The organism is Streptomyces sp. SAS_270, assembly GCF_052543295.1.
The window spans coordinates 30,750-56,004 of sequence record NZ_JBMNDS010000014.1; the positions used below are offsets into that span (position 1 = coordinate 30,750).

Consider the following 25,255-nt stretch of genomic DNA (forward strand, 5'->3'; position numbering starts at 1 on the left):
TCATTCGTCCCCGGGTGCGAACCATGACGCGCACTGCAGCGTCGTATGCCTGTGGCACCTAATATCTGGCCATGACAGACGGTGGAGCGGTGAGTCGAGTGGAAGCGGGCGGGGCGGCGGCGTACTGGGCCCCCGGAAGCCAGATCCTGTGGCGGTACCGGGAGAACGCCGGTGCGCGCTTCCATATCTGCCGCCCCGTGACCGTGGTCCGGGACGACGACGAACTGCTCGCGGTGTGGATGGCCCCCGGCACCGAGTGCGTCAAGCCGGTGCTCGCCGACGGTACACCGGTGCACGGGGAGCCGCTGGAGTCCCGCTACACGAAGGCTCGCACCGTGCAGCGGGGCCGCTGGTTCGGCACCGGCGTACTGAAGTTGGCGCGGCCCGGCGAGCCGTGGTCGGTGTGGCTGTTCTGGGAGCCGGGCTGGCGTTTCAAGAACTGGTACGTGAACCTTGAGGCGCCGCGCCTGCGTTGGGAGGGCGGCGTCGACTCCGAGGATCACTTTCTGGACATCGCCGTGGCCCCCGACCGGAGTTGGCACTGGCTCGACGAGGACGAGTTCGCGCAGGCGCAGCGGGCCGGACTGATGGATACTCAACTGGCCCGGCGGGTAAGGGAGGCGGGGCAGTCGGCCGTGGAGGTGATCCGCGCCTGGGGCCCGCCCTTCTCGGAGGGCTGGCAGCACTGGCGCCCGGATCCCGCCTGGCCTGTACCGTCCCTGCCGGACGACTGGGACCGTACGCCCGCGCACGTGTCCTCATGAGACCCTTGATGCGCCCCCGTGGGACAACCGTAGGATCGTCCTCCGCAAGGGCGCACAGGAGTAACTCCCGCAGCATGCGCTGAGCTTGACCATATGTCACCGAGGGGCGGCAGGACGTGAGCGAGGGGTACGAGGGCCACGGCGGTGCGGCCCGCACACGGCCGGGCGGGCCGCACCGGCCCGCGCCGGTGTCCGGTCCGAGGCCGGGGACGGCGACCGGCCCGGCATCGGGCAGGGCGACCGGTCCCAAGTCGGGCCCGCAGTCGGGTCCGACGGCCGGCCGGGCGACCGGTCCGACGACGGCGTCCGCGCTGCCGAGAGCCGGCCGCGGACCTGTCGAGGCGCAGATTCCGTTCCTGGGGCACACATTCCGGGTATCGGGGCTGCGGGACGAACTGCGCGCCCGGCGCGCAGCCCCGGACGGACGGATTCGACACGCGTGACGGAGCACCCCACAGCGCATGAGCGCCCGCAACCCGGCGCCGGCCGACCCGCTGCCCCCGCGGACCCCCGCGGGGCGCTCCTGCGTCCCCCTGAACAGCCGCCTCGGGTCACCGGGGCCGCCGCGTTACCCCATCAGGCCCGCACCGGTGACGGCGTGACGCCCCCGGCCCCGGGGGCCCGTACCGGCGACGCACCCAACGGCCCGGGCACCGCCATGCCCTGCGGCAAGCGCTCCTCCGACACCGGCGCGGCAACGCCCGCTCCCGCCGCGGGCGCGGAGCACTCCCAGCCCTCGGCGACCGAGCCCGACCCGCACCGTCCGCGTCCGGCGCCGGAGAGCATCCCGCTCCAGCAGGGCGCCGAGAAGGAGCGGCCGACGGCCACGCCCGCCGGCACGGACCGGCGCACCGGTCAGGGGCTGCCGCCCGCCGGCCCGATGCCGATGCGCCGCGACGGGGACCGGCTGCGCTTCGTGGGCGCGGCGACCCGGCGGATCGCCCGCGGCATCGACCTCGACGAGATCGTGATGGGTCTGTGCCGGGCCACCGTGCCGACGTTCTCGGACGCGATCCTCGTCTATCTGCGCGACCCGCTGCCGGTCGGCGACGAGCGGCCCACCGGCCCCGTCGTGCTGCGGCTGCGGCGTACCGACCGGATCCCCGAGGAGCGGGACACCGAGGGCGGCTTCATGCCCGCGCTCCAGGTCCAGCCCGAGCACTCCGAGCTGTCCGCGCTCACCGCCGAGCTGTGCGAGGTGCGGCCCGGCGGGGCGCTCAACGAGGTGCTGCGCGGCGTACGGCCGGTGTTCGCGGACGCGCCCGCCGCCCGGGCCGCGCTGCCCGAGCTGCTCGGCGACCGGATGCCGGTGCCGGACGGCCAGCGCGCCATCCTCGCGCCGCTGCGCGGCCGCCGCCGGGTGATCGGCGCGGCGCTCTTCCTGCGCCGCCCGGAGCGGCCCGCCTTCGAGACCGACGACCTGCTGGTCGCCGCCCAGCTCGCCACGCACAGCGCGCTCGGCATCGACAAGGCGGTGCTGTACGGCCGCGAGGCGTACATCGCCGACGAGCTCCAGCGCACGATGCTGCCCGAGACGCTGCCGCGCCCGACCGGCGTGCGGCTCGCCTCGCGCTACCTTCCGGCCGCCGAGACGGCCCGGGTGGGCGGCGACTGGTACGACGCGATCCCGCTGCCCGGCAGCCGTGTCGCCCTCGTCGTCGGCGACGTCATGGGCCACTCCATGACCTCGGCCGCGATCATGGGCCAGCTGCGCACCACCGCGCAGACCCTCGCCGGTCTCGACCTGCCGCCGCAGGAGGTGCTGCACCACCTCGACGAGCAGGCCCAGCGCCTCGGCACCGACCGCATGGCCACCTGCCTGTACGCCGTCTACGACCCGGTCTCGCACCGCATCACCATCGCCAACGCCGGCCATCCACCGCCGGTCCTGCTCCACCTGGGCGGCCGCGCCGAGGTGCTGCGGGTGCCGCCGGGCGCCCCCATCGGGGTCGGCGGCGTCGACTTCGAGGCGGTGGAGCTGGACGCCCCCGCCGGGGCGACCCTGCTCCTCTACACCGACGGTCTGGTGGAGTCCCGGCTGCGCGACGTGTGGACCGGCATAGAGCAGCTGCGCGAACGGCTCGCCGCCACCGCCCAGTTGACCGGGCCCGACCATCCGCCGCCGCTGGAGGCGCTGTGCGACGAGGTGCTCGACATGCTCGGCCCGGGCGACCGGGACGACGACATCGCGCTGCTCGCCGCCCGCTTCGACGGGATCGCGCCGAGCGATGTCGCGTACTGGTTCCTGGAGCCGGAGGACGCGGCCCCCGGCCGGGCCCGGAAGCTGGCCCGGCGTGCCCTGTCCCGCTGGGGCCTCGAGGAGATGAGTGACTCCGTGGAGCTGCTCGTCAGCGAGGTCGTGACCAACGCCGTGCGCTACGCGACCCGGCCGGTCACCCTGCGACTGCTGCGCACCGACGTGCTGCGCTGCGAGGTCGGCGACGACGTCCCGCAGCTGCCGCGGCTGCGCCAGGCGCGTGCCACGGACGAGGGCGGGCGCGGGCTGTACCTGGTGAACAAGCTGGCCAGACGGTGGGGCGCGACCCGGCTGAGCACCGGCAAGGTGGTCTGGTTCGAGCTGAACCGGATCCCGGCGGTCAACGAACGCCCCTAGCAAGGGGCAGGGCCCCGGAACGGCTCCGGCCACAGCAACCGCACACACGAAGAGGGCGCCCGGTGAAGCACCGGGCGCCCTCTTCACGCGCTCACTGATCGTTCGGCTCGACCGGATCCTCCGGCAGCCCGTCGGTCAGGGTGGGCGTCGGCGTTCTCGTCGGCGTTCTGGTGGGCGTCGGCGTTCTGGACGGCGTCTCGGACGGCGACGGTGCCTCGGACGTCGACGGCGGCTCCGTCGTCGGTTCCTCCGAGGTCGGCGTCGACGACGGCGTCTCGCTCGGCTTGTGGGTGAACGTCGGCGTCTCGGTGGGCTCGACGGCCGCACCCTGCGTGGTGTCCAGCGTGAACTTGGTGGTCCTGGTGTCCGCGCTGAAGGTGTACGCCGCCCAGATCTGGGCGGGGTAGCCACCACCGTTGATACGGCCCACACCCGGGATCAGACCTGTCGCGCCCTGCAGCGAGACCTGGGCGTGCGACTTGGGGTTCTCGCCGAACAGGCCGACCGAGGTGACCAGGTTCGGCGTGTAGCCGGTGAACCAGGCCGACTTGTTGTTGTCGGACGTACCCGTCTTGCCCGCGACGTGCTGGCCGTCACGGTTGGCGGCCTGCGACACCGACACCCGGGCCGTACCGTCGTCGACCACACCGGTCAGCACGGAGGTGACCGTGTCGGCGGCCTCCTTGCTGATGACCTGCTCGCCGACCGCGGACGGGAAGGTCACCGTGTGGTCCTTGTGCTCCGCCGACGCGACGACGGCCGGGGTGACCTTCCTGCCGTGGTTGTCGAGGGTCGCGTAGACGCCCGCCATCTCCAGGGGGCTCGCGCCCATGGTGCCCAGGGTCTGCGCGGGCACCGCCTGCAGTCCGTCGACGTCCATACCGAGCTCGCCCGCGGTCTTCAGCACGTTGTCCATGCCCACGTCGACGCCCATCTGCGCGAAGACGGAGTTGATGGACGCGTTCATCGCCCGCTGGACGGTGACGTTGCCGTAGTCCGTGTCGTCCTCGTTGGGCGGGGAGAAGGCGATGTCGCTGCCCTTGACCGGGCGGCCGCTCGTGCCGTCGTAAATCGTGTTCGCCGTGATCGCCCGGTCGTCCTGCGTCTTGGCTCCCTGGTCCAGCGCCGCCGCGAAGATCAGCGGCTTGAAGGTGGACGCGGGCTGGTAGTCCCGCCGGGTCGCGTTGTTCGTGAAGTGCTTCAGGTAGTCCACGCCGCCGTACAACGCCACGACCTTGCCGGTCTTCGGGTCCACCGAGGCGGCTCCGGCCTGCACCGCGTCGTCGACCTTGCGCTTCTTGCCGTTCAGCTTGCTCGTCAGCTTCGCCTTGACGGACTTCTCGAGCTGCGCCTGCTTCTTCTTGTCGATGTTCAGGGTGATGGTCCAGCCACCCTGGTCGACGAGGGCCTTGGCGTCGTTGATGTTGGCGGCCGTTCCCTGAGTGACGAGCTGCTTCGCCAGCGCGTTGTTGGCCGCCTCGACCATGTAGCCGATCTGACCGCCCATACCGGCGGAGCCCTTGGGGTCCTTGGGCTTCGGGAACGTCATGGCCTGGCGCTTGGCCGAGTCGAGCCAGCCCTCCTCGACCATGTTGTTCAGTACGTAGTTCCAGCGGTTCTTCACCAGCCGCTTGCCGGTGGGAGTGGCGGAGGAATAGTCGTACTGGCTGGGGGCCTGGAGGAGCGCCGCGAGGTAGGCGCCCTGCGAGACGCTGAGCTTCTTCGCGTCGACCTGGTAGTACGCCTGCGCGGCGGCCTGGATGCCGTACGCGCCGCGGCCGTAGTAGCTGGTGTTGATGTAGCCCGCGAGGATGTAGTCCTTGGACTTCTGGCGGTCCACCTTGAGCGAGATGACCAGTTCCTTCAGCTTGCGCGTGACGGTCTGGTTCTGGGTCAGGTAGTAGTTCTTGACGTACTGCTGGGTGATCGTCGAGCCACCCTGCTTGCCCTTGCCGGACAGGGTGTTGAGCAGACCGCGGGCCGTGCCCCTGAAGTCGATGCCGGCGTCCTTGTAGAAGGACTTGTTCTCGGCGGCGACGAAGGTCAGCTGGACCTTCTTCGGGACCTTGTCCAGGTCGACGATCTCGCGGTTGACGTCGCCCTCGCGGGTGAGGGTGGAGCCGTCGCTGTACTTGTAGACGTTGCTCTGCAGCTGCGCGGCCGCGTTGCCGGGGGGTATGTCGATCCACAGGTACAGCGCGACGAAGGCGCCCATGCCGAGCAGGAGCATGCCGAAGAACGTGCCGAGGATCTTCTTCCAGGTGAAGAACCGGCGTATGCCCTTCTTCGCCCCGGCCTTGCCGCCGGCCGCCGCCGCACGGGACTCGGCCCGGGTTCCGGCTCGCGTTCCGCTGCCGGCGGCGGTTCCGGTTCCCGCTGCGGGCCCGGTTCCGGTTGCGGTCGTGCTTCCGGCTGCGGTTCCGGCTCCGGACGAGCGCTTGGGCGCCGCGCGGCGGCCACCGCGCTGCCGCGCTCGTCTCTCTTCCGCTCGTCCCATGGGTCCGATCCGCTCCGCTTCGTCCTCGTGTCGCGATCACGTGTCGCGTTCGTACTTGTGCGTCACACAGGTTCGTCGCTCAGGTCAGCTCAGAAAACTAACACCGCGCGATATGACAAAGGGCCGCCGATCCGGTCTTTTACGGACGTGAGAATCAGCACCTGTCGTCAGGGCAACCCACTCCTGCCCCTACGAAATCGACGATCGAAAGGCATCGAAGGTTGCCGAGGCGGGTAAAGTGATATCACTAAGATAGATGCTTGATAGCCAACGAACCGGGGGATCATCACCATGACCACGCACGACTCCGCACCCGCCGCCGACGTACCCGAGATGCCCGCCCCACGTGTGCGGGAGTTCGCCGCGCACAGCATCGGCGGCGGGCTCGCGCTCTTCCTCGGCCTGCTCGGGCTGCTGGCCACCGTCGGACTGCTCGCGACCGCCTCCGCGGTCACGGCACCCGGCGCCAAGGCCGCGCTGATCGTCGGCGGCATCCTGGTCTTCCTCGCCGCCGTCATCGCCATGCGCGGGCTCAACACCGTGGCCCCGGGCGAGGCCCGCGTCGTCCAGCTCTTCGGGCGCTACCGGGGGACGATCCGGCAGGACGGCCTGCGCTGGGTGAACCCCTTCACCTCGCGCACCAAGGTCTCGACCCGCGTCCGCAACCACGAGACCGCCGTTCTCAAGGTCAACGACGCCTACGGCAACCCGATCGAGCTCGCCGCGGTCGTGGTGTGGAAGGTCGAGGACACCGCGCAGGCCACCTTCGAGGTCGACGACTTCCTGGAGTTCGTCGCCACGCAGACGGAGGCGGCCGTACGGCACATCGCCATCGAGTACCCCTACGACGCCCACGACGAGGGCGGTCTCTCGCTGCGCGGCAACGCCGAGGAGATCACCGAGAAGCTCGCCCTCGAACTGCACGCGCGCGTGGAGGCCGCCGGTGTGCAGATCATCGAGTCGCGCTTCACGCATCTCGCGTACGCTCCCGAGATCGCCTCCGCGATGCTCCAGCGGCAGCAGGCCGGGGCGGTCGTGGCAGCACGGCGGCAGATCGTGGACGGCGCGGTCGGGATGGTCGAGGCGGCGCTCGCCCGGATCACCGAGCAGGACATCGTGGAGCTGGACAACGAGCGGAAGGCGGCCATGGTGTCGAACCTGATGGTGGTGCTGTGCGGGGACCGCGCGCCGCAGCCCGTCCTGAACACGGGCTCCCTCTACCAGTGACGGCTCCCTCCGAGGGGCCGGACTCCCGGCCCCAGCGGCGGCCGCAGCAGCGCAAGCAGGTGTTGCTGCGGCTGGATCCGCTCGTCTACGACGCGTTGGCCCGCTGGGCGGGGGACGAGCTGCGGTCCGCCAACGCGCAGATCGAGTTCCTGCTGCGGCGGGCCCTCGGCGACGCCGGGCGCCTTCCCGGCGGGGCCGGGCCGATTCCCCGGCGGGGGCGGCCGCCGGCTTCCGAGGAACCCGGGGAGTAGGGGGCCGGCGGGTTTTTCGCCCCTCCGCCCCTTCCCGTCCCGTTGTCCTGGGGGCTGCGCCCCCTTCCCCCCGCTTTCGGCCTGGACGGCCTCGTCCTCAAGCGCCGGACGGGTTGAACGGCTGTTGCTCACCTGTGACAAACGGGTCTGACCTGCGGGCCCGTACTCCCCGCTCCCGTCTATCCGCGCTGTGTATACGCCAGGTGTATACGCCGTATGTACAGTGCTCCCATGTCCATCGGTCACACTCTTCTCGGGCTCCTGGAGTCCGGGCCCCGGCACGGTTACGACCTGAAGCGGGCCTTCGACGAAAAGTTCGGTCACGACCGGCCGCTGCACTACGGCCAGGTCTACTCGACCATGTCCCGGCTGCTGAAGAACGGTCTCGTCGAGGTCGACGGGATCGAGGCAGGGGGCGGACCCGAGCGCAAGCGGTACGCCATCACCGAGGCCGGCATCACCGACGTACAGCGGTGGCTGGCCACCCCGGAGAAGCCCGAGCCCTACCTGCAGTCGACGCTCTACACCAAGGTCGTCCTCGCGCTGCTCACGCACCGCGACGCGTCCGGGATCCTCGACACGCAGCGCTCCGAGCACCTGCGCATGATGCGCATCCTCACCGACCGCAAGCGCAAGGGCGATCTCGCGGACCAACTGATCTGCGACCACGCCCTGTTCCACCTGGAGGCCGACCTGCGCTGGCTCGAACTGACCGCCGCCCGTCTCGACAAGCTCGCCGAGGTGGTGGTCCGATGACGACACATCCCGCTGGTTCCCTGCTCGCCGCCTCGGGTCTGCGCAAGGTCTACGGACCGACGGTCGCACTCGACGGTGCCGAGTTCTCCATCCACCCCGGCGAGGTCGTCGCGGTGATGGGCCCCTCGGGCTCCGGGAAGTCGACCCTGCTGCACTGTCTCGCCGGGATCGTGCCGCCCGACTCGGGCTCGATCACGTACGCCGACCGGGAGATGGCCGGGATGAGCGACCGGGAGCGCAGTGCCCTGCGGCGCAGCGACTTCGGGTTCGTCTTCCAGTTCGGCCAGCTGGTCCCGGAGTTGACCTGCGTCGAGAACGTCGCGCTGCCGCTGCGGCTGAACGGGACCGGGCGCAAGGAGGCCGAGCGCACCGCCCTGTCGTGGATGGAGCGCCTGGAGGTCGACGACCTCAAGGGCAAGCGGCCCGGTGAGGTCTCCGGCGGTCAGGGGCAGCGCGTGGCCGTGGCCCGCTCGCTGGTCACCGCGCCGCGGGTGCTGTTCGCCGACGAGCCCACCGGCGCCCTCGACTCGCTCAACGGCGAGCGGGTGATGGAACTGCTCACGGAGGCCGCCCGGTCCACCAACGCCGCCGTCGTGCTCGTCACGCACGAGGCGCGGGTGGCCGCCTACTCCGACCGCGAGATCGTCGTACGCGACGGGAAGTCCCGGGACATGGAGCGCGTCGTATGAACGTTCCTCAGGGGGCTCGCGATCTGGCCATGGGCGTGCGGTTCGCGTTCACCGGCGGCCGCGAGGGCTGGGTGCGGGCCGTACTCACGGCGGTCGGCGTCGGCCTCGGCGTGGCGCTGCTGCTGCTCACCACGGCGATACCGAGCGCGCTGCAGTCGCGGCACGACCGCGAGACCGGCCGCAACGACTTCACGTACGGCACGAAGCACGAGCAGAAGTCGGACCGCACACTGCTCGTCGCCGACGCCCAGACCACCTTCCGCGACAAGGACGTCCGCGGGCGTCTGTTGCGGGCCGACGGAAGCCGACCGCCGCTGCCGCCCGGCGTGGCGAAGCTCCCGGCGCCCGGCGAGATGCTCGTCTCCCCCGCGCTCGACCGGCTGCTGAAGTCCGACGACGGCAAGCTGCTGCGTGACCGGCTGCCCTACCGCGTGACCGGCACCATCGCCGACGCCGGTCTGGTGGGCCCGCACGAACTCGCCTATTACGCGGGCAACCAGGATCTCCAGGCAACCGCGAACAGCACCGGGCGGATCGAACGCATCGGCTCCTTCGGCGTCAAGCGCGAGTCCGAGGCGATGGACCCGATCCTGGTGCTGCTGATCCTCATCGTCTTCGTGGTGCTGCTGATGCCGGTCGGCGTCTACATCGCCGCGGCCGTCCGCTTCGGCGGCGAGCGGCGCGACCGCAGGCTCGCCGCGCTGCGGCTGGTCGGGGCCGACGGGGGGATGGCGCGGCGGATCGCGGCCGGCGAGGCGATGGCAGGAGCGGTGCTGGGCCTTGTGCTGGGCGCCGGATTCTTCCTACTGGGACGTCAACTCGCCGGGCAGATCACGCTGTTCCAGATCAGCGTGTTCCCCAGCGACCTCAACCCGACGCCCGCGCTGGCCGCGCTGATCGTCCTCGCCGTGCCGGCCGCCGCCGTCGCGGTGACGCTCTTCGCGCTGCGCGGAGTCGTCATCGAACCGCTCGGCGTGGTGCGCACCGCCAAGCCCTCGCGGCGCCGGCTGTGGTGGCGGCTGCTGCTGCCGCTCGGCGGGCTGGGGCTGCTGTACCCGATGATCGGCATGGGCCGGGACAACGGGGACTTCAACCAGTACATGGTCACCGGTGGTGTCATCCTGCTGCTGATCGGCGTCACCGCACTGCTGCCGTGGGTGGTCGAAGCGGTGGTCGCCCGGCTGAACCCCGGTGGCGTCGCCGGTCAACTCGCCATCCGCAGACTCCAGTTGAGCAGCGGCTCGGCGGCCCGCATGGTCAATGGCATCGCGGTCGCGGTGGCCGGCGCCATCGCCCTGCAGATGCTGTTCGCCGGGGTCGAGGGCGACTACTCCAAGGATTCGGCGAACGACCTCACACGCGCCCAGATGGAGGTCTACGTACCGCAGGGCATGTCCCCGACCGATGCCGGAGCGCAGTTCAGCCGGACCAAGGGCGTGCGCAGCGCGACCACGGTGTCCTACGGCGAGCTGAGCAACCGGCGCAAGGACCCCGGATCCACCGCGCACGTCTCCGTCGGCACCTGCGAGGCGCTGCTGGAGGTGGCGAAGCTGCCCACCTGTCACGACGGTGACGTCTTCGCCGTACAGGCACTCGACGACACCGACACCCCGAAGATCTTCCGGGCGGGCCGGACGGTCTACTTCGACCCGTCCTACAAGGACCAGCCCAAGGGCGCGGAAGTCGCCTGGACGGTGCCGCACGGCGTGAAGCAGGCGCAGACCCGCACCTCACCCACGGGCGGCGAGACCTGGGGCGTCCTCGTCACACCGAGCGCGCTGCCGGCGAAGGTGAAGCCGACCCTGTACGGGCAGGTCTATCTCCGGCTCGACGACTCGGTGGCGGACGCGAGCGAGTACGTACGCAACACGGCGGCCCGCATCAATCCCATGGTCGATCCCATGACCTGGACGCCGAGCGAGGAGTCCCAGCGGTTCACCTCCATCCGTACCGGCCTGTTCGTCGGCGCCACCTGCGTCCTCGTGCTGATCGGGGCGAGCCTGCTGGTCTCCCAGCTGGAGCAACTGCGCGAGCGCAAAAAGCTCCTGTCGGCCCTGGTCGCCTTCGGCACCCGGCGCAGCACGCTGGGGTTGTCGGTGTTCTGGCAGACAGCGATCCCCGTCGCGCTCGGCCTCGCTCTGGCGTTGGCGGTGGGGCTGACCCTTGGTTCGGTCCTGTTGAAGATGACGAGCACACCCGTGCGGGTGGACTGGTCGAGCGTGCTGGCGATGACCGGCATCGGCGCCGGCGTCGTCCTGCTGGTGACGGCCCTCAGCCTGCCGCCGCTGCTGCGGCTGATGCGGCCGGAAGGGCTGCGCACGGAGTAGCAGGGCCGGTCGGCCTCTCCCGGACGGGGAGAGGCCGACCGCTCGTCCCTCAGATGCTGTACTCCCTCACGACCCGCCTGACCTGGGCGAAGAGCATGCCCACGTTCACCGACTTACGGCAGACGCACACCGCGACGACGTCCTGGCGTTCGTTCAGCCGGACGAACAGGTGGGTCAGGTTGTCGCTGTTCACCAGGATCTCCTGGAAGAAGTGCTGGTCGTCGGTGACGCCCCGGCGCTCCTTGAAGACGTCCTCGATCATCACGACCGTACGGCCCTGGAACAGATCGAGCGTGGCGCCCGCGAGGAGGTCCATGACCTCCGGCGGGTGGTTGTCCAGGGTTTCGTAGGCCAGCAGCATGCCGGTCGACATGTCGACCACGCCCGTGGCCACACAGTCCGGCGCCTCGGTGCGGAGCGACTTGACCAGGGCCATCACCTGGTCCGAGAACCCCGACGTCATTCGTTTCGTCGCCATGCGGTCACGCTCCTTCGGTTGCACTGAGATCGGTGGCGGTGGGATCGGTGGCGCTGAGATCGGTGGCCGTGAGCTCGGTGCCCGTGAGGCCTGTTGCGTCGAGATGGGCGGCGGTGGGATCGGGGGCGGCGAGGTCCGGCCTCAGGGCATCGGGTGGGGTGGCGTCGGGCGCGGTGAGGATCGAGCCGATGCGTTGCAGCGTCGGCTGGGTCTCCTGGTGGAGCCGGTCGAGGTCGATGCCCTCGTCGCCCAGGACCACCATCAGCGCGGTGTCGCCGACCGCGTAGAAGGCGGCGCAGCCGTGGCTGCCGTACGCCACCGTCCGCCGCAGGGTTCCCCGGCCCGTCGCCTCGGCGGTACGGCGGGCGATGCCCAGGCCCGCCGCGGCGATCGCGGCGAGTCCCTCCGGGTCGATCGTGTCGGCGGTGTCGGCCGCTATGAGCAGTCCGTCGGCGGCCGCCACCGCCGTATCGGTAATTCCCGTCACCTGCTCGCGCAGGCCTCTCATTTCCATGGCCAATGCCTCGTGATCCATGTACTGAACTCCCTGACGCCTGATCACATGTGTTCGTTCTCGCACTCAAGAGCGCTGATTCATTTCGTGGTTCTCCAGGAATGTCAGGTACCGGAATCCGGAGTCCAGATCCGGTGGCGCAGACGGAAGAACCCTTTCCAACTCGCCCCGTTCTTTTCCGGGGCGAGAGTTTCGGTGATCCCACTCGCCCCGGGGTCCCGCCGAGGGAGCTGCGAGGCACTGGGGGGTTCGGGGATCTCGGGGGCATCGGGGGCATCGGGTGCCGGGGACGGAGATACGGCCTTGTCGGCAGGCGCGGCCGCGCCACCGTGGGTCGCGCCGCCCTGTGCCGCGCCGCCCTGTGCCGCGCCGCCGGGCCGCGTCACGCGGCGGCGCACCCCTGTCTCCCGAGCCCGGACAGGGATCACGACAGGCGCCGCGCCCCTCTCCTCGCCCGCCGCCCCCTCGGCACACTCCAGCAGGCCCTCGCCGAGCATCCGGGCGAGCTCGACGGTCACGGTGTAGACGCCCCGGCCGACCAGGAAGGCGAGGTCGCGAGCGGTACGGCGTCCGTCGATGTGTGACAGCAACTCTCGCTGAGCCAAAGGGAGTTGATCGGAGTCCGGATCGACACCCGGGGCGAGCACAGGCCGTTCGCGGTCGGGCCGCACGGGGCCCGGCAGGGCGGCGACGGCGGTCAGTTTCCGCACCGCGCCCTGGAGCAGCCGCCCCGGCGACTCACCCACCTCGACCGGCGCGCGGGGCACGGACGGGCCGAGCGCTGCACAGCCGTCCACCCGGCCGGCGACCACCGCGAAGGCGGCGTCCTGCATCGCCATCATGCAGATGACCCTGAGCTGGGCCGCGCCCGCGTAGCCGTGCGCGATCATCGCGGCCTCCGGCCAGCGGGCCCCCCGCGCCTCGCCCAGCAGCCCGGCCCACTGCTCTGCGCTGATCCGGCCGGAGCGCAGGAGCAGCACCTCGGGGCCGGGGGCGCCCGGGCTCTCGACGGCGACGACGAGCCCGCCGCGCAGATGGAAGAGCCCGCCGGGTTTCCCGGACACCCGCAGCTCCCCGGTGGCCGCCTCGCGCCCGCACTCGGCGAGCGCGCGGGACAGCAGGTCGTATCCGACCCGGCCCAGGGAATCGCGAATGCCCGACATCACTCCCCTTGGCAGGACACGCAGGTGCCATTCCGTACATACGCCCGACGCGTAGCACTGAGGGAGTAGGTGTATCAGTCCAGGCGCATATTTCAGCCAAGGGTGCCGTACCTGGCCTCAGTTGACGGAATATGAAATACCCGTCGGTTCAACCGGGGCCTTTCCGATCCTCAACCGACCGTATTGGTACGGCCGTTGAGGCATCGTCATTCACTCATCGACCCCAACACCCGCACGGGCAGCGGCCGCAGGGCCTCGCGCAGGGCCGCCGCCAGCTCCTCGTACTCCGCTCCGCGCGCGGCGCCGGTGCGCATCGCCAGGGCGATCCGCCGGGTCGGCGCCGGGTCCGCGAAGTACCCGGTGAGGAGCTGGTTGCTGCGGGTCGTCTCGACCTTGACGGCGGTGCGCGGCAGCAGGGTCACGCCGAGGCCGCCCGCGACGAGCTGGACGAGGGTGGAGAGCCCGGCCGCGGTGGTGGTGACGGGCGCGTCCGCGCGACCCGCCTCGCGGCAGATGTCGAGGGCCTGGTCGCGCAGGCAGTGCCCCTCGTCGAGGAGCAGCAGGTTCAGCTCGCGCAGCGCCTCGCGCGGGATGCCCTCGCGGCCGCCGAGCCGGTGGTCCAGCGGCGTCACGAGCACGAAGTCCTCGTCGAACAGTGGGAGTTCGACGACTCCGGGCATACCGAGCGGCACCGCGAGCAGCAGCAGGTCCAGGCGACCGCTGGTCAGCCCGTCGAGGAGGTTCGCGGTCTGCTCCTCGTGCACCTGGAGGTCGAGGTCAGGGTAGCGGTCGTGGACGAGCTTGAGGACCGTGGGCAGCAGATACGGCGCCACGGTCGGGATCACCCCGAGCCGCAGAACCCCGGTGAACGGCGCCCGCACCGCCTCGGCCTCCTCCATCAGCGCCCCGACCTCCGCCAGCACCGCCTTCGCCCGTACGGCGAGCCGCTCGCCGGCGGGCGAGAGCAGCACCTTCCGTGTCGTCCGCTCGAGCAGCGTGACCCCGAGCGTCTCCTCCAGCGCCGACACCGCCCCGGACAGCGCGGGCTGACTCATCCCGATCGCGGCGGCGGCATCCCGAAAGTGCAGATGCTCGGCGACGGCGGCGAAGGCGCGCAGCTGGGCGAGGCTGGGCCGGCGCCGCCCGTTCGCCTTGATGCCCTTGGCGCTGCCCATGGCCGTACTCCTTGCCTACAGTGACTGATAGCCACACTCGATCAACACCAACGAGTGTAGCGATTTCTCTAATCAATGCACCTTGTGCCACCATCGGCGAACGTCCAACCCATAGGAAAATCCCTCAAAAGGGGAGTTTCCTCGCTGCAAGGAGAGCGTGTGCTCACTGTTGGTGACAAGTTCCCCCCGTTCGATCTGACCGCCTGTGTCTCGCTGGAGAAGGGTAAGGAGTTCCAGCAGATCGACCACAAGACCTACGAGGGTCAGTGGAAGGTCGTCTTCGCGTGGCCCAAGGACTTCACCTTCGTGTGCCCGACCGAGATCGCCGCCTTCGGCAAGCTGAACGACGAGTTCGCCGACCGTGACGCCCAGGTCCTCGGCTTCTCCGGTGACTCCGAGTTCGTGCACCACGCCTGGCGCAAGGACCACGACGACCTGCGTGACCTGCCCTTCCCGATGCTGGCCGACTCCAAGCACGAGCTCATGCGCGACCTCGGCATCGAGGGCGAGGACGGCTTCGCCAAGCGCGCCGTCTTCATCGTCGACCAGAACAACGAGATCCAGTTCTCCATGGTGACCGCCGGCTCCGTCGGCCGTAACCCCAAGGAGGTGCTGCGGGTGCTGGACGCGCTGCAGACGGACGAGCTCTGCCCGTGCAACTGGACCAAGGGCGAGACCACGCTCGACCCGGTCGCCCTGCTCGCGGGTGAGTGACCCATGGCCCTCGACGAACTGAAGTCGGCCGTACCGGACTTCGCGAAGGACCTGCGCCTCAACCTGAGCTCGGTCATCGGCAACAGCGACCTTCCGCAGCAGCAGTTGTGGGGCACGGTGCTGGCCTGCGCGATCGCGTCCCGCTCCCCGCGGGTGCTGCGTGAGCTGGCGCCCGAGGCGAAGGCGAACCTCTCCCCCGAGGCGTACACCGCCGCCAAGTCGGCCGCGGCCGTCATGGCGATGAACAACGTCTTCTACCGCACCCGCCACCTGCTCTCCGACCCGGAGTACGGGACGCTGCGGGCCGGTCTGCGGATGAACGTCATCGGCAACCCCGGTGTCGAGAAGGTCGACTTCGAGCTGTGGTCGCTGGCGGTCTCGGCGATCAACGGCTGCGGACAGTGCCTCGACTCCCACGAGCAGGTGCTCCGCAAGGCCGGCGTCGACCGCGAGACGATCCAGGAAGCGTTCAAGATCGCTTCGGTGATCCAGGCGGTGGGCACCACGCTGGACGCCGAGGCGGTCCTCGCGGAGTAGTACCCACGGCAGACGCCGAGGCCCCGTCCACCCTGCGGTGGACGGGGCCTCGGCATGTGCGGCCGAGCAGGCGCTGTCAGACCCTCTCGGCCAGGTCGCCGGACGCGCCGACCCCGCCGGACTGCCGCGCCCGCAGGTACCCCACCACCGTGTTGGTGACCGCCACCAGCGGTACGGCGACCACCGCGCCCCCGATGCCCGCGATCATGCCCCCGGCCGCGACCGACAGCACCACCGCCAGCGGGTGGACGCGTACGGCCCGTCCGAGGATGAACGGCTGCAGAATGTGGCCCTCGATCTGCTGGACGGCAAGGACGACCGCGAGGGTCATCACGGCGGTGAACACGCCCTGAGTCACCAGCGCCACCACCACCGCCAGCGCTCCCGAGGCCACCGCGCCGACCAGCGGGATGAAGGAGAACAGGAAGATGAAGACGGCGAGGGGGACGGCCATCGGGACGTCCAGGAAGTAGATGCCGAGGCCGATGAAGATCGCGTCGATCATGGCCACTATCACCGTGCCGCGGACGTACGCCGTGAGCGTCCGCCAGGCCCGCGGACCCGCGCCCGCAACACCCGGACGGGCCGCCGCCGGGACGAGCTTGAGCGTCCACTGCCAGATGCGCTTGCCGTCGTAGAGCAGGAACAGCGTCGAGAACATCGTCAGCAGGATGCCGGTGAGGGCTTCGACGATGACCGTGACGCCCTCCAGGCCGGTGGAGGTGATCTGGTCGGTGTTGGCGCCGATCGCCTCGCGCAGGTTCTTGGCGATGTCGTTGATCTGCTTGTCCGTGACGTGGAACGGGCTGTTGAGGAGCCACTTGCGCAACTCGTCGATGCCGTCCTGGACTTGGTCGGAGAGATTGTCGATGTTCTCCATGACCTGCCACACCACGAACCAGCCGACCAGGCCCATGACGACGAAGCCGAGGATCGCGGTGAGCGCTGTCGCGAGCCCGCGCGGGAAGCCCCACTTCGTCAGCCGCGCCACCGCGGGGTGCAGCAGCGCCGTGATGAGCAGCGCCGCGACGAACGCGAGCACCACCAGCTGTACGGCGCTGATGACCCGCATCAACACCCAGACGGTGCCTGCGAGAACGAGCAGCCGCCAGCCGGCCTCGGCGGCGACCCGTACACCCCACGGCACGGCGGCGGCGGGGTCGGGAAGCGCGGCGGTGGGGGTGGCGGCGGGCGCGTGCCCGGCAGGGGCCGACGGTCGGTCGGAGACGGAGGCCTCGGAGACGGAGGCCTCGGAGACGGGGACGTCGGAGACGGGAGTCTCGGAGGCACGGGCCTCGGAGACGGGGGCCTCGGAGGCGGAAGCCTGGGGCGGTCGTCCGCCGGCGGACGGTACGGCCTCGGCGTCCACCGGGTCGGCGGGGCCCTGGGACTCTCGCTCCACCTCCGCGCGGCGTTCGTCCAACCGCGCCCCCATCTCGGTCAGTCCGGCGCCGAGCCGACCGAGCAATCCTGGCACTCGCGACATCATTCGTCCCTTTTCCCCGTTGCGCCCCACCACTCCCCCCTGGAGTCGTCGGTTCCGACCGTATCCGACCGTACATGGCCGAAGCCCCTCACCGTAGGACGGTGAGGGGCTCTGGAAGGTTGAGCGGCCGCGTGCGGCGCGGGCTCTAGTACCAGTGGTTGGCTTGCCAGAACGACCAGGCCGCGCACGGGCTGCCGTAGCGGCTGCTGTTCATGTAGTCGAGGCCCCACTTGATCTGGGTGGCCGGGTTCGTCTGCCAGTCGGAGCCGACCGACGACATCTTGGAACCGGGGAGGGCCTGGAAGAGACCGTAGGCACCGGAGGAGGCGTTGACCGCCCGGTAGTTCCAGCTCGACTCGTGGTCCACGATGTTGCTGAAGCACTGGAACTGGTCGCTCGGCACCATCTGGCGCGCCATCGCCTGGATCTGCGCGACGGTGTAAGAGGACTGGACGGGGAAGCTGGAGGGAGTCCGGTCGGAGCTACGGCTGGCCGCTGCCTTGGCCTCCGCGCGCTCCTTGGCTTCCTTCTCGGCCTTCGCCGCCGCCTTCTCGGCTGCCTTCTGCTTGGCCACCGCGCTCTCGGCCGCCTGCTTGCGGGCAGACTCCTCGGCATCCTTCTTCGCGCTCGAGTCAGCGGCGATGGCCTGGGCGTCGGCCTGCTGCGTCAGGGACGCGGTCTGTACCTGGGCCTGCTGGCCCGCGGGTATGTCCGCGAGGAGCGTCAGGTCGCTTGCCGTCGCCTCGGCGTCGTTGCTGGGCTGGGCGGTGCTGCCCGAGGCAACTCCGACGACGCTTCCGACAGCGGTGACCGCGGTGGCCGAAGCCACTGCGAATCCCCGGACCGAAATCCGGCTCACACGGTTTCCTTCCAGCATCGCCCGCTTCGGTGACCCTGGCGGACGCAATCGTGCCCCTGAACGCTGGCCTCCCAACTGCGGGGTCACGGGAGGCACGGGCCCGGTGGGCAACTCCCTTGCGGGGAGCGCCGCGTGGTGCGCGGGCGGCATACGACGACTCTATGAAGTTCTGAAGTTCCTGTGGTGCCGTACCGCTGGGGGTACAGATGTGTCGTATGCGGGGCCTGACAGGAGTGAGACTCTGCCGTAACCCGGCGCCGCAAGGCAATTCTGTGTTGCGTGTGAAAGCTCACACCTTGTTTGGCCCGAGAGTTTCCAGGAAACGAGCACACGCCAAGACGCCGCCCGGCTAGGCTCTTCGCCTTTGCCGGACGGCGCCAACTACCGTGTATTCGCCACCCTTTGAACAGATGGGGTCAGGTGGGCCCCAGGGCGGTCAGATCTGCCCGTCCTCCAGCATTTCGGTCACAAGGGCCGCAATCTGGGACCTCTCGGAGCGGGTCAGGGTGACATGCGCGAAGAGCGGATGCCCCTTCAGTTTCTCTACGACGGCGACCACTCCGTCGTACCGGCCGACACGCAGGTTGTCCCTTTGTGCGACATCGTGGGTCAGAACGACCCGCGAATTGGCGCCGATTCGTGACAGAACGGTCAGGAGTACGTTCCGTTCGAGCGACTGCGCCTCGTCCACGATCACGAAGGCGTCGTGGAGCGAACGCCCGCGGATGTGGGTGAGAGGGAGGACCTCCAGCATCCCGCGCGCGGTGACCTCCTCGATGACCTCGCGGGAGGTGACGGCCGACAGGGTGTCGAACACCGCCTGCGCCCACGGGCTCATCTTCTCGGCCTCGGAACCGGGCAGATAGCCGAGCTCCTGCCCGCCCACCGCGTACAGCGGACGGAAGACCATCACCTTCTGGTGCTGGCGCCGTTCGAGCACGGCCTCCAGCCCCGCGCACAGCGCCAGCGCCGACTTTCCGGTGCCGGCCCGGCCGCCCATGGACACGATCCCGACATCCGGGTCGAGCAGCAGATCCAGCGCGATGCGCTGCTCCGCGCTGCGGCCCTTGATGCCGAACACCTCCCGATCGCCGCGCACGAGACGGACGTTGCCGTCGGGCGTGACCCGGCCGAGGGCCTTGCCGCGCTCGGACTGGATCGTCAGGCCCGTGTGCACGGGGAGCTCGGCGGCCTCCGGGACGTACGCGTGGCCTTCCTCGAAGAGGATGTCCACCTGTTCACCGGCCAGGGTCAGTTCGGACATTCCGGTCCAGCCGGAGGAGTCCGTGATGGCCAGTTCCGCGCGGTACTCCTCGGCGAGGAGACCGACGGACGAGGCCTTGATCCTGAGCGGCAGGTCCTTCGACACCACCGTGACGTCGAACCCCTCGGCCTGCAGATTGCGGGCGACCGCGAGAATCCGGGAGTCGTTGTCCCCCAGGCGGTAGCCGCTCGGCAGCACACTGGGGTCCGAGTGATTGAGCTCGACGCGTACGGTCCCGCCGAGATCCCCGATGGGGATGGGGGCGTCGAGGCGGCCGTGCCGCACCCGGAAGTCGTCGAGCAGGCGAAGGGCCTGCCGGGCGAAGTAGCCGAGTTCGGGATGGTGCCTCTTGGCCTCCAGTTCCGTGACCACGACGATCGGGAGCACTACCTCGTGCTCGTCGAATCGGGTCAGGGCGCTCGGGTCGGCCAGCAGGACGCTGGTGTCGAGAACATAGGTGCGCCGGTCTGGCTGGTGGCGCTTTGTGCTGGTCACCACGGAAGGACGTACCCCCTCGGATGAGGTCGGGGAGCGACGAAGGAGATCTGGACCGGTCGACGGCCGCTCTGCGCGAGCCGGTGACCGGCCCTCCGCTTCGTCCGTGCTGTGACCGCACGATCGAACTGGTGCAAAGGGCCTCCCGGGCGGACGGCCCCGTGCCGCCCGCTGAGATACGACACCCGTGGTTCGGGTGTCGACCTGGAAGGCTTATGCCCTCGAACAGGCGCCGCCATGCCACGGCATATGACGGCGCGTTCGTTAACTCCTGGTGTCGTGCGCCCCTCGTACGTTCCTCATGCACCCTTCGTACGCCCCTGGGGGCACCGAAGGTCAGCCTCCGTAACGGCGATGTCGCGCCGCGTAGTCGCGCAGGGCGCGCAGGAAGTCGACCTTCCGGAAGGCCGGCCAGAAGACCTCGCAGAAGTAGTACTCGGAGTGGGCCGTCTGCCACAGCATGAATCCGGACAGCCGCTGCTCACCGCTCGTGCGGATGACGAGATCGGGGTCGGGCTGGTCGCTGGTGTAGAGGTGCTTGCCGATGAGGTCGACGTCGACGGACTCGGCGATGTCCTCGATCGAGGCGCCCTTGTCGGCGGCGTCGAGGATCATGGAGCGTACGGCGTCGGCGATCTCCTGGCGGCCGCCGTAGCCGATGGCGACGTTGACGACTATCCCCTTGATGTGCGCCGTGGACTCCTCGGCCTCCTTGAGGGCCGTCTGTACATGCGCGGGCAGTATGTCCGGCGTGCCGACATGGTGCACACGCCAGCGGCCGTCGGCGGCGAGGGCGCGGACGGTGTTCTCGATGATCCCCAGGAGCGGTACGAGCTCTTCCTTGGGACGGTCGAAGTTGTCCGTCGACAGCAGCCAGAGGGTGACGACCTCGACATCGGTCTCGGAGCACCAGCCGAGGAATTCCTCGATCTTGTCGGCGCCGGCCCGGTGGCCCTGGGCGGTGGTGGAACCCGCCGCCTTGGCCCAGCGGCGGTTGCCGTCCATGATGACGCCGATGTGCTTGGGCACCTGATCGTGGTCGAGGTGGCCTTCCACCCTGCGTGCATAGAACCTGACCAGCAGACGGCGCAGGTTGTCGCGCAGGTTCACTTGTTGTCAGCCCCTCCGTGCGGATCGGAACAGGTGCGGCCCGGCGCTGTCGGCCCGGCGCAGGCCCTGTCCGTATGGCGGCCCCCGGGGGCGAAGCCTACCCCCGGAAATCGCGGCTTCCGCCATGGGGTGCCTGGACTGACAGTGGGCTGACGTAGCTTCGTATTCATGAACGACACGTCTGTATACCGTGCGGCGAGTGAGCGGTACGACTCCATGGAGTACCGCCGCACCGGCCGCAGCGGCCTCAAGCTTCCCGCGGTCTCCCTCGGCCTGTGGCACAACTTCGGCGACGACCGCGGGCTGGACGCCCAGCGGGCGCTGCTGCGCCGCGCCTTCGACCTGGGCGTGACGCACTTCGACCTCGCCAACAACTACGGACCGCCGCCCGGTTCCGCCGAGCTCAACTTCGGCAAGCTCCTGAAGCAGGACTTCGCGCCGTACCGCGACGAGCTGGTCCTCTCCACCAAGGCGGGCTACCTCATGCACCCCGGCCCGTACGGCGAGTGGGGTTCGCGGAAGTACCTGCTGTCGTCCCTGGACGCGTCGCTGAAGCGGATGGGCGTCGACTACGTGGACATCTTCTATTCGCACCGCTTCGATCCGGACACCCCGCTGGAGGAGACGATGGGCGCGCTGGCGTCCGCGGTCCAGCAGGGCAAGGCGCTGTACGTCGGCGTCTCCTCGTACACGAGTGAGCAGACCGCCGAGGCCGCCCGGATCCTGCGCGGGATGGGCGTGCGTCCGCTCATCCACCAGCCCTCGTACTCGATGATCAACCGCTGGACCGAGGACGACGGTCTGCTGGACACGCTGGAGGCGGCCGGCATGGGCTGCATCTCCTTCGTGCCGCTGGCGCAGGGCCTGTTGACGGGCAAATACCTGAAGGGCATCCCGGAGGGTTCGCGTGCCACCCAGGGCAAGTCACTGGACCCGGGCCTCGCGGGAGACGCCGAGGTCGTCCGCAGGCTGAACGGGCTGAACGACATCGCGGCCCGCCGCGGTCAGTCGCTCGCCCAGCTCGCGCTGACGTGGGTGCTGCGTGATGAGCGGATGACCTCCGCGCTGATCGGCGCGTCCAGCGTGCGGCAGCTGGAGGAGAACGTGGCGGCACTGGCGGCGCCGAAACTCACGGCCGAGGAGCTGAAGGAGATCGACACGTTCGCGGTGTCGACGCCGGGCACGAACATCTGGGCCGGGCGGCGCTGAGGCCGGCGGGCGGGCTGTTTCGGCTGGGCCGGAGCGGTCGCCCGATGCGCGTGGGCACAAAAAACGGGCCGGTCCGTGGGGGGGAGACGGACCGGCCCGAGGGGGGGTTTCCACCATAACCCTTCGTAAGTGATGCTGCGCGCATCGGCGTGCCACAACTACTCTCCGCAGTCGCCCGACAGCACCGCGATGGCCATAAAGACCCCGATTCAGGGTGTGATCATGGCTGAATCACAGCGGATTCAAAGGCAATCGCGGGGGATCCGCAGAGAACCAGAGGATTTGCACCCGCTTGTGATCACCTAGCCGACATGTTCCGCGCTACTCCAGGCGGGTGACGCGCCCCCGGGACGCCCCCTTGACGTCCCCGCTAACTTCGCAGCCATGGCCACGTTCACCACGCGAGAGAGCGCCGATCCGATACCGCTGGAGCTCGCGGAGTCGGCCCGGGCCCGGCGCCGCGGACTGCTCGGGCGCGACGGGACCGAGGGTGCGCTGCTCCTGAGTCCGGCGAGTGCGGTGCACACCCTGGGGATGCGTTTCGCGATCGATGTCGCTTATCTGGACCGGAAACTACGGGTCCTGACCGTACGGACGATGCGCCCGGGCCGGGTGGGGCTGCCGCGTCCGCGGGCCCGGTACGTCCTGGAGGCGGAGGCGGGCGCCTTGGACGGGTGGGGGGTGCGCCGCGGGGAAGTGGTCGTGATCCACGACTGGTGAGGTCCCGTCAGCCGAGGGCGCGGCACCGCGCAGCCCCCTCCACCGCGCGGTGCCGACCGCGCAGCTTTGCTCACGCGAATTACCTTGGTCTGAACTTACGTGAGCAGCCCCATCGGAGGCGACCCACCTCCGATAACGATGTGGAAACCCTGTAAATCGGTCCGGAATGTGGACCGGCATCTCACCCAGCGCACACGACATCCGGGGGTTTTCGGTCAATCGGTCCGTGCATGAGTCGATCGCACCATTCACCCCACGTCGGGCGCGGCCAACAGGAGTTCGACAAACGCGCAACAGGGACCCGAGAGTGGCTCATGGGACAGAAACTGACCTCTTTCCTGGCTAGCGTCGGCCCCATGACCCTGACAACCAGAACCGTCACATGGGACGAGGCGAGCGCACGCCGGATGCGGCGGCAGTTCCTGACCGAGCCCGCCCAGGCCGGCACACCGGTCGCCGACGTCGTCGCCACGATGCTCGGCGCGCACGCGCAGGTGCTGTCGGCGGCCGAGGTGTCCGTGGGAGTGCGGGCGGTGGCGGTGACACGGCTGGATGTGCGGGCGGCGCTGTGGGGCGAGGAGGAACCCGCGTCGCTGGTGAAGACACACGGTCCGCGCGGGACGATCCACCTCCTGCCTGTCCGCGAACTCCCCCTCTGGACCGCCGCGTTGACCGCGATCCCGTCCGGCCGCAGCCCCCTCCCACCCGACACCCGGCTCAGCGACGAGCAGGCCGACGAGGTGGTGGCGGCGATCGCCGACGCGCTCGACGGCACCCTTCTGACCATCGACGAGCTGCACGACGAGGTCATGGCCCGCACCGGGCCCTGGGCCGGCGACCTGGTGATGCCCGCCTTCCAGGGCATGTGGCCGCGCTGGCGTCAGGTCATGCACCGGGCGGGCCTGCGCGGCGCACTGTGCTTCGGCCCCAACCGGGGCCGGAAGGTCACCTACACCCGGCCCCCGCGGTTCGAGCCCCTCGCCCCGGACGAGGCGGCGGCCGACCTCGTGCGCCGCTACCTGCGCGCGTACGGACCGGCGACGCCTCAGCACTTCGCCAAATGGGCGGCGGCGCCGCGGGGTTGGGCCGTCGCCCTCTTCTCGGCACTCGCGGCGGCGGGCGGGATCGAGGAGGTCGACTTCGCGGGCGTGGGACCGGCGTGGGTGGCGGCGGGCGACACGGAGTTCCCGGACGAGCCCGTGCGCGGGGTGCGGCTGCTGCCGTACTTCGACGCCTACGGTATCGCCGCACAGCCCCGCGAGACGCTGTTCCCCGGTCCGGCGTACGAACGCGCCCTGGCGGGTGGCCAGGCCGGGAACCATCCGGTGCTCCTGCTCGACGGCGTGGTCGCCGGTGTCTGGCACCAGCGACGCCAGGGGCGCCGTACGACGGTCACGGTGGAACCGCTGCGACGGCTGACGGCCGCCGAGGAGCGGGGGCTGGCCGCGCAGGTGGAGCGGGTGGGCGAAGTCCTGGAGGCCGTGCCCGAGTTGGTGGTGGGGAAGGTGACGGCGGGGCCCCATGCGTGAGTCGCGAGTCCGCCTCGACTCACGCATGTGTCCACGGCCTACTCCTGCGGCTTGCGGGCCTCGATCAGGAAGCGGGTGCTGTGGGCGACGAAGGGGCCGTCCGCCTCGATCTTCTCGTGCAGGGCGCGGAGTTGGGGTCGGTACTGGTCGACGGTGAAGCCCGGGACCATCCAGATCACCTTGCGCAGGAAGTGGACGACGGCTCCGATGTCGTGGAACTCGATGCGCAGCCGTTCGGAGCGCAGGTCGACGACGCCGAGGCCGGCGGCTGCGGCGGCGGCGCGGGCGCGGGCGGGGTGGCGGCCGTTCCTCACCGCCTCGGGCTGCGGGCCGAGGAAGTGCTCGACGAGCTCGAAGACGCTGGCGGGCCCGACGTGCTGGGCGAAGTACGTACCGCCCGGCCGCAGGACGCGGGCGACCTCGTCCCAGTACGTGTGGACGGGGTGCCTGCTGACGACCAGGTCGAAGGCGCCGTCCGCGAAGGGCAGCGGCGCGTCCTCCGCTGCGGCGACGACCACGGCGCCGCGCGGGTGGAGCAGCGCGGTGGCCTTGGCGACGTTCGGCGGCCAGCCCTCGGTGGCCGCGGTCAGCGGGGGCAACTCCGGTACCGAGGCGAGGACTTCACCGCCGCCGGTCTGGATGTCGAGCGCGGCCGCCACCCGGGACATCCGCTCCCCCATCGCCCGCGCGTACCCCCAGGACGGGCGCTCCTCGGTGGCCCGGCCCTCGAACCAGGAGAAGTCCCAGCCCTCGACGGGCGCGGCGTCGGCCTCGGCGACGAGGTCGTCGAAGGTACGGCTGGTGGCGGTCATGGCAGGGATCCTGCCAAGAGATGAACGGGCTCGCGACCGAGATTTCCCGGCGCGGCTCCGCTGCG

At 70.1% G+C, this 25,255-nt stretch carries 21 protein-coding genes and 1 pseudogene; 12 read left to right on the top strand and 10 right to left on the bottom strand.

Annotated features, from left to right (window positions below):
* Nucleotides 1–71: 71 nt before the first annotated feature.
* Together fomD and ACN6LB_RS12425 are read left to right on the top strand one after the other, a co-directional pair.
* A complete protein-coding gene (fomD, locus tag ACN6LB_RS12420) occupies nt 72–764 on the top strand; it encodes a cytidylyl-2-hydroxypropylphosphonate hydrolase (RefSeq protein WP_445025860.1) in 693 nt (230 codons plus the stop codon).
* A gap of 439 nt (nt 765–1,203) precedes the next feature.
* Nucleotides 1,204–3,378: a SpoIIE family protein phosphatase gene (locus ACN6LB_RS12425; RefSeq protein WP_445025861.1), complete on the top strand. Its 2,175-nt coding sequence runs from the start codon at nt 1,204–1,206 to the stop codon at nt 3,376–3,378.
* Between the two features lie 91 nt (nt 3,379–3,469).
* Here ACN6LB_RS12425 and ACN6LB_RS12430 read toward each other — a convergent pair whose 3' ends face one another.
* Nucleotides 3,470–5,875 (bottom strand): transglycosylase domain-containing protein, encoded by a 2,406-nt coding sequence (locus ACN6LB_RS12430; RefSeq protein WP_445025862.1) that lies wholly within the window; start codon nt 5,873–5,875, stop codon nt 3,470–3,472.
* Between the two features lie 291 nt (nt 5,876–6,166).
* Between ACN6LB_RS12430 and ACN6LB_RS12435 the strand changes: the two genes are divergently transcribed.
* The 5 genes from ACN6LB_RS12435 to ACN6LB_RS12455 all read left to right on the top strand — a co-directional run bounded on the left by ACN6LB_RS12435 (nt 6,167) and on the right by ACN6LB_RS12455 (nt 11,125).
* The gene (locus tag ACN6LB_RS12435; protein WP_356136744.1) at nt 6,167–7,102 is read left to right on the top strand and encodes an SPFH domain-containing protein; all 936 of its coding nucleotides are present in this window, start codon (nt 6,167–6,169) and stop codon (nt 7,100–7,102) included.
* Nucleotides 7,099–7,353: a type II toxin-antitoxin system antitoxin gene (locus tag ACN6LB_RS12440; protein ID WP_356136742.1), complete on the top strand. Its 255-nt coding sequence runs from the start codon at nt 7,099–7,101 to the stop codon at nt 7,351–7,353. Before ACN6LB_RS12435 ends, ACN6LB_RS12440 begins: the two co-directional genes overlap by 4 nt.
* Before the next feature lie 231 nt (nt 7,354–7,584).
* Nucleotides 7,585–8,109 (top strand): PadR family transcriptional regulator, encoded by a 525-nt coding sequence (locus tag ACN6LB_RS12445; protein WP_356136740.1) that lies wholly within the window; start codon nt 7,585–7,587, stop codon nt 8,107–8,109.
* Nucleotides 8,106–8,798: an ABC transporter ATP-binding protein gene (locus tag ACN6LB_RS12450; protein ID WP_445025863.1), complete on the top strand. Its 693-nt coding sequence runs from the start codon at nt 8,106–8,108 to the stop codon at nt 8,796–8,798. Before ACN6LB_RS12445 ends, ACN6LB_RS12450 begins: the two co-directional genes overlap by 4 nt.
* Nucleotides 8,795–11,125 (top strand): ABC transporter permease, encoded by a 2,331-nt coding sequence (locus ACN6LB_RS12455; protein ID WP_445025864.1) that lies wholly within the window; start codon nt 8,795–8,797, stop codon nt 11,123–11,125. Before ACN6LB_RS12450 ends, ACN6LB_RS12455 begins: the two co-directional genes overlap by 4 nt.
* Nucleotides 11,126–11,174: 49 nt before the next feature.
* Here ACN6LB_RS12455 and ACN6LB_RS12460 read toward each other — a convergent pair whose 3' ends face one another.
* From ACN6LB_RS12460 to ACN6LB_RS12475, 4 genes and pseudogenes are all read right to left on the bottom strand, one after another.
* Nucleotides 11,175–11,603, bottom strand: a complete 429-nt coding sequence (locus ACN6LB_RS12460) for a hypothetical protein (RefSeq protein ID WP_356147152.1) — start codon at nt 11,601–11,603, stop codon at nt 11,175–11,177.
* Nucleotides 11,604–11,775: 172 nt separating this feature from the next.
* Nucleotides 11,776–12,138: pseudogene (locus ACN6LB_RS12465) on the bottom strand (roadblock/LC7 domain-containing protein); the annotation flags it as partial.
* 83 nt (nt 12,139–12,221) lie between these two features.
* Nucleotides 12,222–13,280: a MarR family transcriptional regulator gene (locus ACN6LB_RS12470; RefSeq protein ID WP_445025865.1), complete on the bottom strand. Its 1,059-nt coding sequence runs from the start codon at nt 13,278–13,280 to the stop codon at nt 12,222–12,224.
* A 206-nt stretch (nt 13,281–13,486) separates the two neighbouring features.
* Nucleotides 13,487–14,455 carry a LysR substrate-binding domain-containing protein gene (locus tag ACN6LB_RS12475; RefSeq protein WP_445025866.1) on the bottom strand — a complete coding sequence of 323 codons (969 nt, stop codon included), beginning with the start codon at nt 14,453–14,455 and terminating at the stop codon, nt 13,487–13,489.
* 159 nt (nt 14,456–14,614) lie between these two features.
* On the opposite strand from ACN6LB_RS12475, the gene ACN6LB_RS12480 reads away from it, so the two are divergent.
* Together ACN6LB_RS12480 and ACN6LB_RS12485 are read left to right on the top strand one after the other, a co-directional pair.
* Entirely contained in the window at nt 14,615–15,169 is a 555-nt protein-coding gene (locus ACN6LB_RS12480) for a peroxiredoxin (protein WP_445025867.1), read from the top strand.
* A 3-nt stretch (nt 15,170–15,172) separates the two neighbouring features.
* Nucleotides 15,173–15,706 carry an alkyl hydroperoxide reductase gene (locus tag ACN6LB_RS12485; RefSeq protein WP_356147166.1) on the top strand — a complete coding sequence of 178 codons (534 nt, stop codon included), beginning with the start codon at nt 15,173–15,175 and terminating at the stop codon, nt 15,704–15,706.
* A 76-nt stretch (nt 15,707–15,782) separates the two neighbouring features.
* Here ACN6LB_RS12485 and ACN6LB_RS12490 read toward each other — a convergent pair whose 3' ends face one another.
* The 4 genes from ACN6LB_RS12490 to ACN6LB_RS12505 form a co-directional block, all read right to left on the bottom strand.
* Nucleotides 15,783–17,192, bottom strand: a complete 1,410-nt coding sequence (locus tag ACN6LB_RS12490) for an AI-2E family transporter (RefSeq protein ID WP_445025868.1) — start codon at nt 17,190–17,192, stop codon at nt 15,783–15,785.
* Between the two features lie 145 nt (nt 17,193–17,337).
* Entirely contained in the window at nt 17,338–18,051 is a 714-nt protein-coding gene (locus tag ACN6LB_RS12495) for an aggregation-promoting factor C-terminal-like domain-containing protein (protein ID WP_458576039.1), read from the bottom strand.
* A gap of 436 nt (nt 18,052–18,487) precedes the next feature.
* Nucleotides 18,488–19,813: a PhoH family protein gene (locus ACN6LB_RS12500; protein ID WP_445025869.1), complete on the bottom strand. Its 1,326-nt coding sequence runs from the start codon at nt 19,811–19,813 to the stop codon at nt 18,488–18,490.
* A gap of 333 nt (nt 19,814–20,146) precedes the next feature.
* Nucleotides 20,147–20,920 (bottom strand): isoprenyl transferase, encoded by a 774-nt coding sequence (locus ACN6LB_RS12505; protein WP_356147178.1) that lies wholly within the window; start codon nt 20,918–20,920, stop codon nt 20,147–20,149.
* A 168-nt stretch (nt 20,921–21,088) separates the two neighbouring features.
* Between ACN6LB_RS12505 and mgrA the strand changes: the two genes are divergently transcribed.
* From mgrA to ACN6LB_RS12520, 3 genes are all read left to right on the top strand, one after another.
* The gene (mgrA, locus tag ACN6LB_RS12510; protein ID WP_445025870.1) at nt 21,089–22,129 is read left to right on the top strand and encodes an L-glyceraldehyde 3-phosphate reductase; all 1,041 of its coding nucleotides are present in this window, start codon (nt 21,089–21,091) and stop codon (nt 22,127–22,129) included.
* Nucleotides 22,130–22,513: 384 nt separating this feature from the next.
* On the top strand, nt 22,514–22,849 hold the full coding sequence (locus ACN6LB_RS12515; protein ID WP_445025871.1) for a DUF192 domain-containing protein: 336 nt from the start codon (nt 22,514–22,516) through the stop codon (nt 22,847–22,849).
* Nucleotides 22,850–23,205: 356 nt separating this feature from the next.
* Nucleotides 23,206–24,378, top strand: coding sequence for a winged helix DNA-binding domain-containing protein (locus tag ACN6LB_RS12520; RefSeq protein ID WP_445025872.1), 1,173 nt, complete (start codon nt 23,206–23,208; stop codon nt 24,376–24,378).
* A gap of 38 nt (nt 24,379–24,416) precedes the next feature.
* On the opposite strand, the gene ACN6LB_RS12525 is transcribed toward ACN6LB_RS12520, so the two are convergent.
* The gene (locus tag ACN6LB_RS12525; protein ID WP_445025873.1) at nt 24,417–25,190 is read right to left on the bottom strand and encodes a class I SAM-dependent methyltransferase; all 774 of its coding nucleotides are present in this window, start codon (nt 25,188–25,190) and stop codon (nt 24,417–24,419) included.
* Nucleotides 25,191–25,255 lie beyond the last annotated feature (65 nt).

What these genes read in the sequence shown, in the direction of transcription:
- ACN6LB_RS12450 (WP_445025863.1), top strand. Translation starts at nt 8,106, where the DNA reads ATGACGACACATCCCGCTGGTTCCCTGCTCGCCGCCTCGGGTCTGCGC.
- ACN6LB_RS12435 (WP_356136744.1), top strand. Translation starts at nt 6,167, where the DNA reads ATGACCACGCACGACTCCGCACCCGCCGCCGACGTACCCGAGATGCCC.
- ACN6LB_RS12515 (WP_445025871.1), top strand. Translation starts at nt 22,514, where the DNA reads ATGGCCACGTTCACCACGCGAGAGAGCGCCGATCCGATACCGCTGGAG.
- ACN6LB_RS12525 (WP_445025873.1), bottom strand. Translation starts at nt 25,190, where the DNA reads ATGACCGCCACCAGCCGTACCTTCGACGACCTCGTCGCCGAGGCCGAC.
- ACN6LB_RS12460 (WP_356147152.1), bottom strand. Translation starts at nt 11,603, where the DNA reads ATGGCGACGAAACGAATGACGTCGGGGTTCTCGGACCAGGTGATGGCC.
- fomD (WP_445025860.1), top strand. Translation starts at nt 72, where the DNA reads ATGACAGACGGTGGAGCGGTGAGTCGAGTGGAAGCGGGCGGGGCGGCG.
- ACN6LB_RS12490 (WP_445025868.1), bottom strand. Translation starts at nt 17,192, where the DNA reads ATGTCGCGAGTGCCAGGATTGCTCGGTCGGCTCGGCGCCGGACTGACC.
- ACN6LB_RS12470 (WP_445025865.1), bottom strand. Translation starts at nt 13,280, where the DNA reads ATGTCGGGCATTCGCGATTCCCTGGGCCGGGTCGGATACGACCTGCTG.
- ACN6LB_RS12455 (WP_445025864.1), top strand. Translation starts at nt 8,795, where the DNA reads ATGAACGTTCCTCAGGGGGCTCGCGATCTGGCCATGGGCGTGCGGTTC.
- ACN6LB_RS12445 (WP_356136740.1), top strand. Translation starts at nt 7,585, where the DNA reads ATGTCCATCGGTCACACTCTTCTCGGGCTCCTGGAGTCCGGGCCCCGG.
- mgrA (WP_445025870.1), top strand. Translation starts at nt 21,089, where the DNA reads ATGAACGACACGTCTGTATACCGTGCGGCGAGTGAGCGGTACGACTCC.
- ACN6LB_RS12520 (WP_445025872.1), top strand. Translation starts at nt 23,206, where the DNA reads ATGACCCTGACAACCAGAACCGTCACATGGGACGAGGCGAGCGCACGC.
- ACN6LB_RS12430 (WP_445025862.1), bottom strand. Translation starts at nt 5,875, where the DNA reads ATGGGACGAGCGGAAGAGAGACGAGCGCGGCAGCGCGGTGGCCGCCGC.
- ACN6LB_RS12485 (WP_356147166.1), top strand. Translation starts at nt 15,173, where the DNA reads ATGGCCCTCGACGAACTGAAGTCGGCCGTACCGGACTTCGCGAAGGAC.
- ACN6LB_RS12475 (WP_445025866.1), bottom strand. Translation starts at nt 14,455, where the DNA reads ATGGGCAGCGCCAAGGGCATCAAGGCGAACGGGCGGCGCCGGCCCAGC.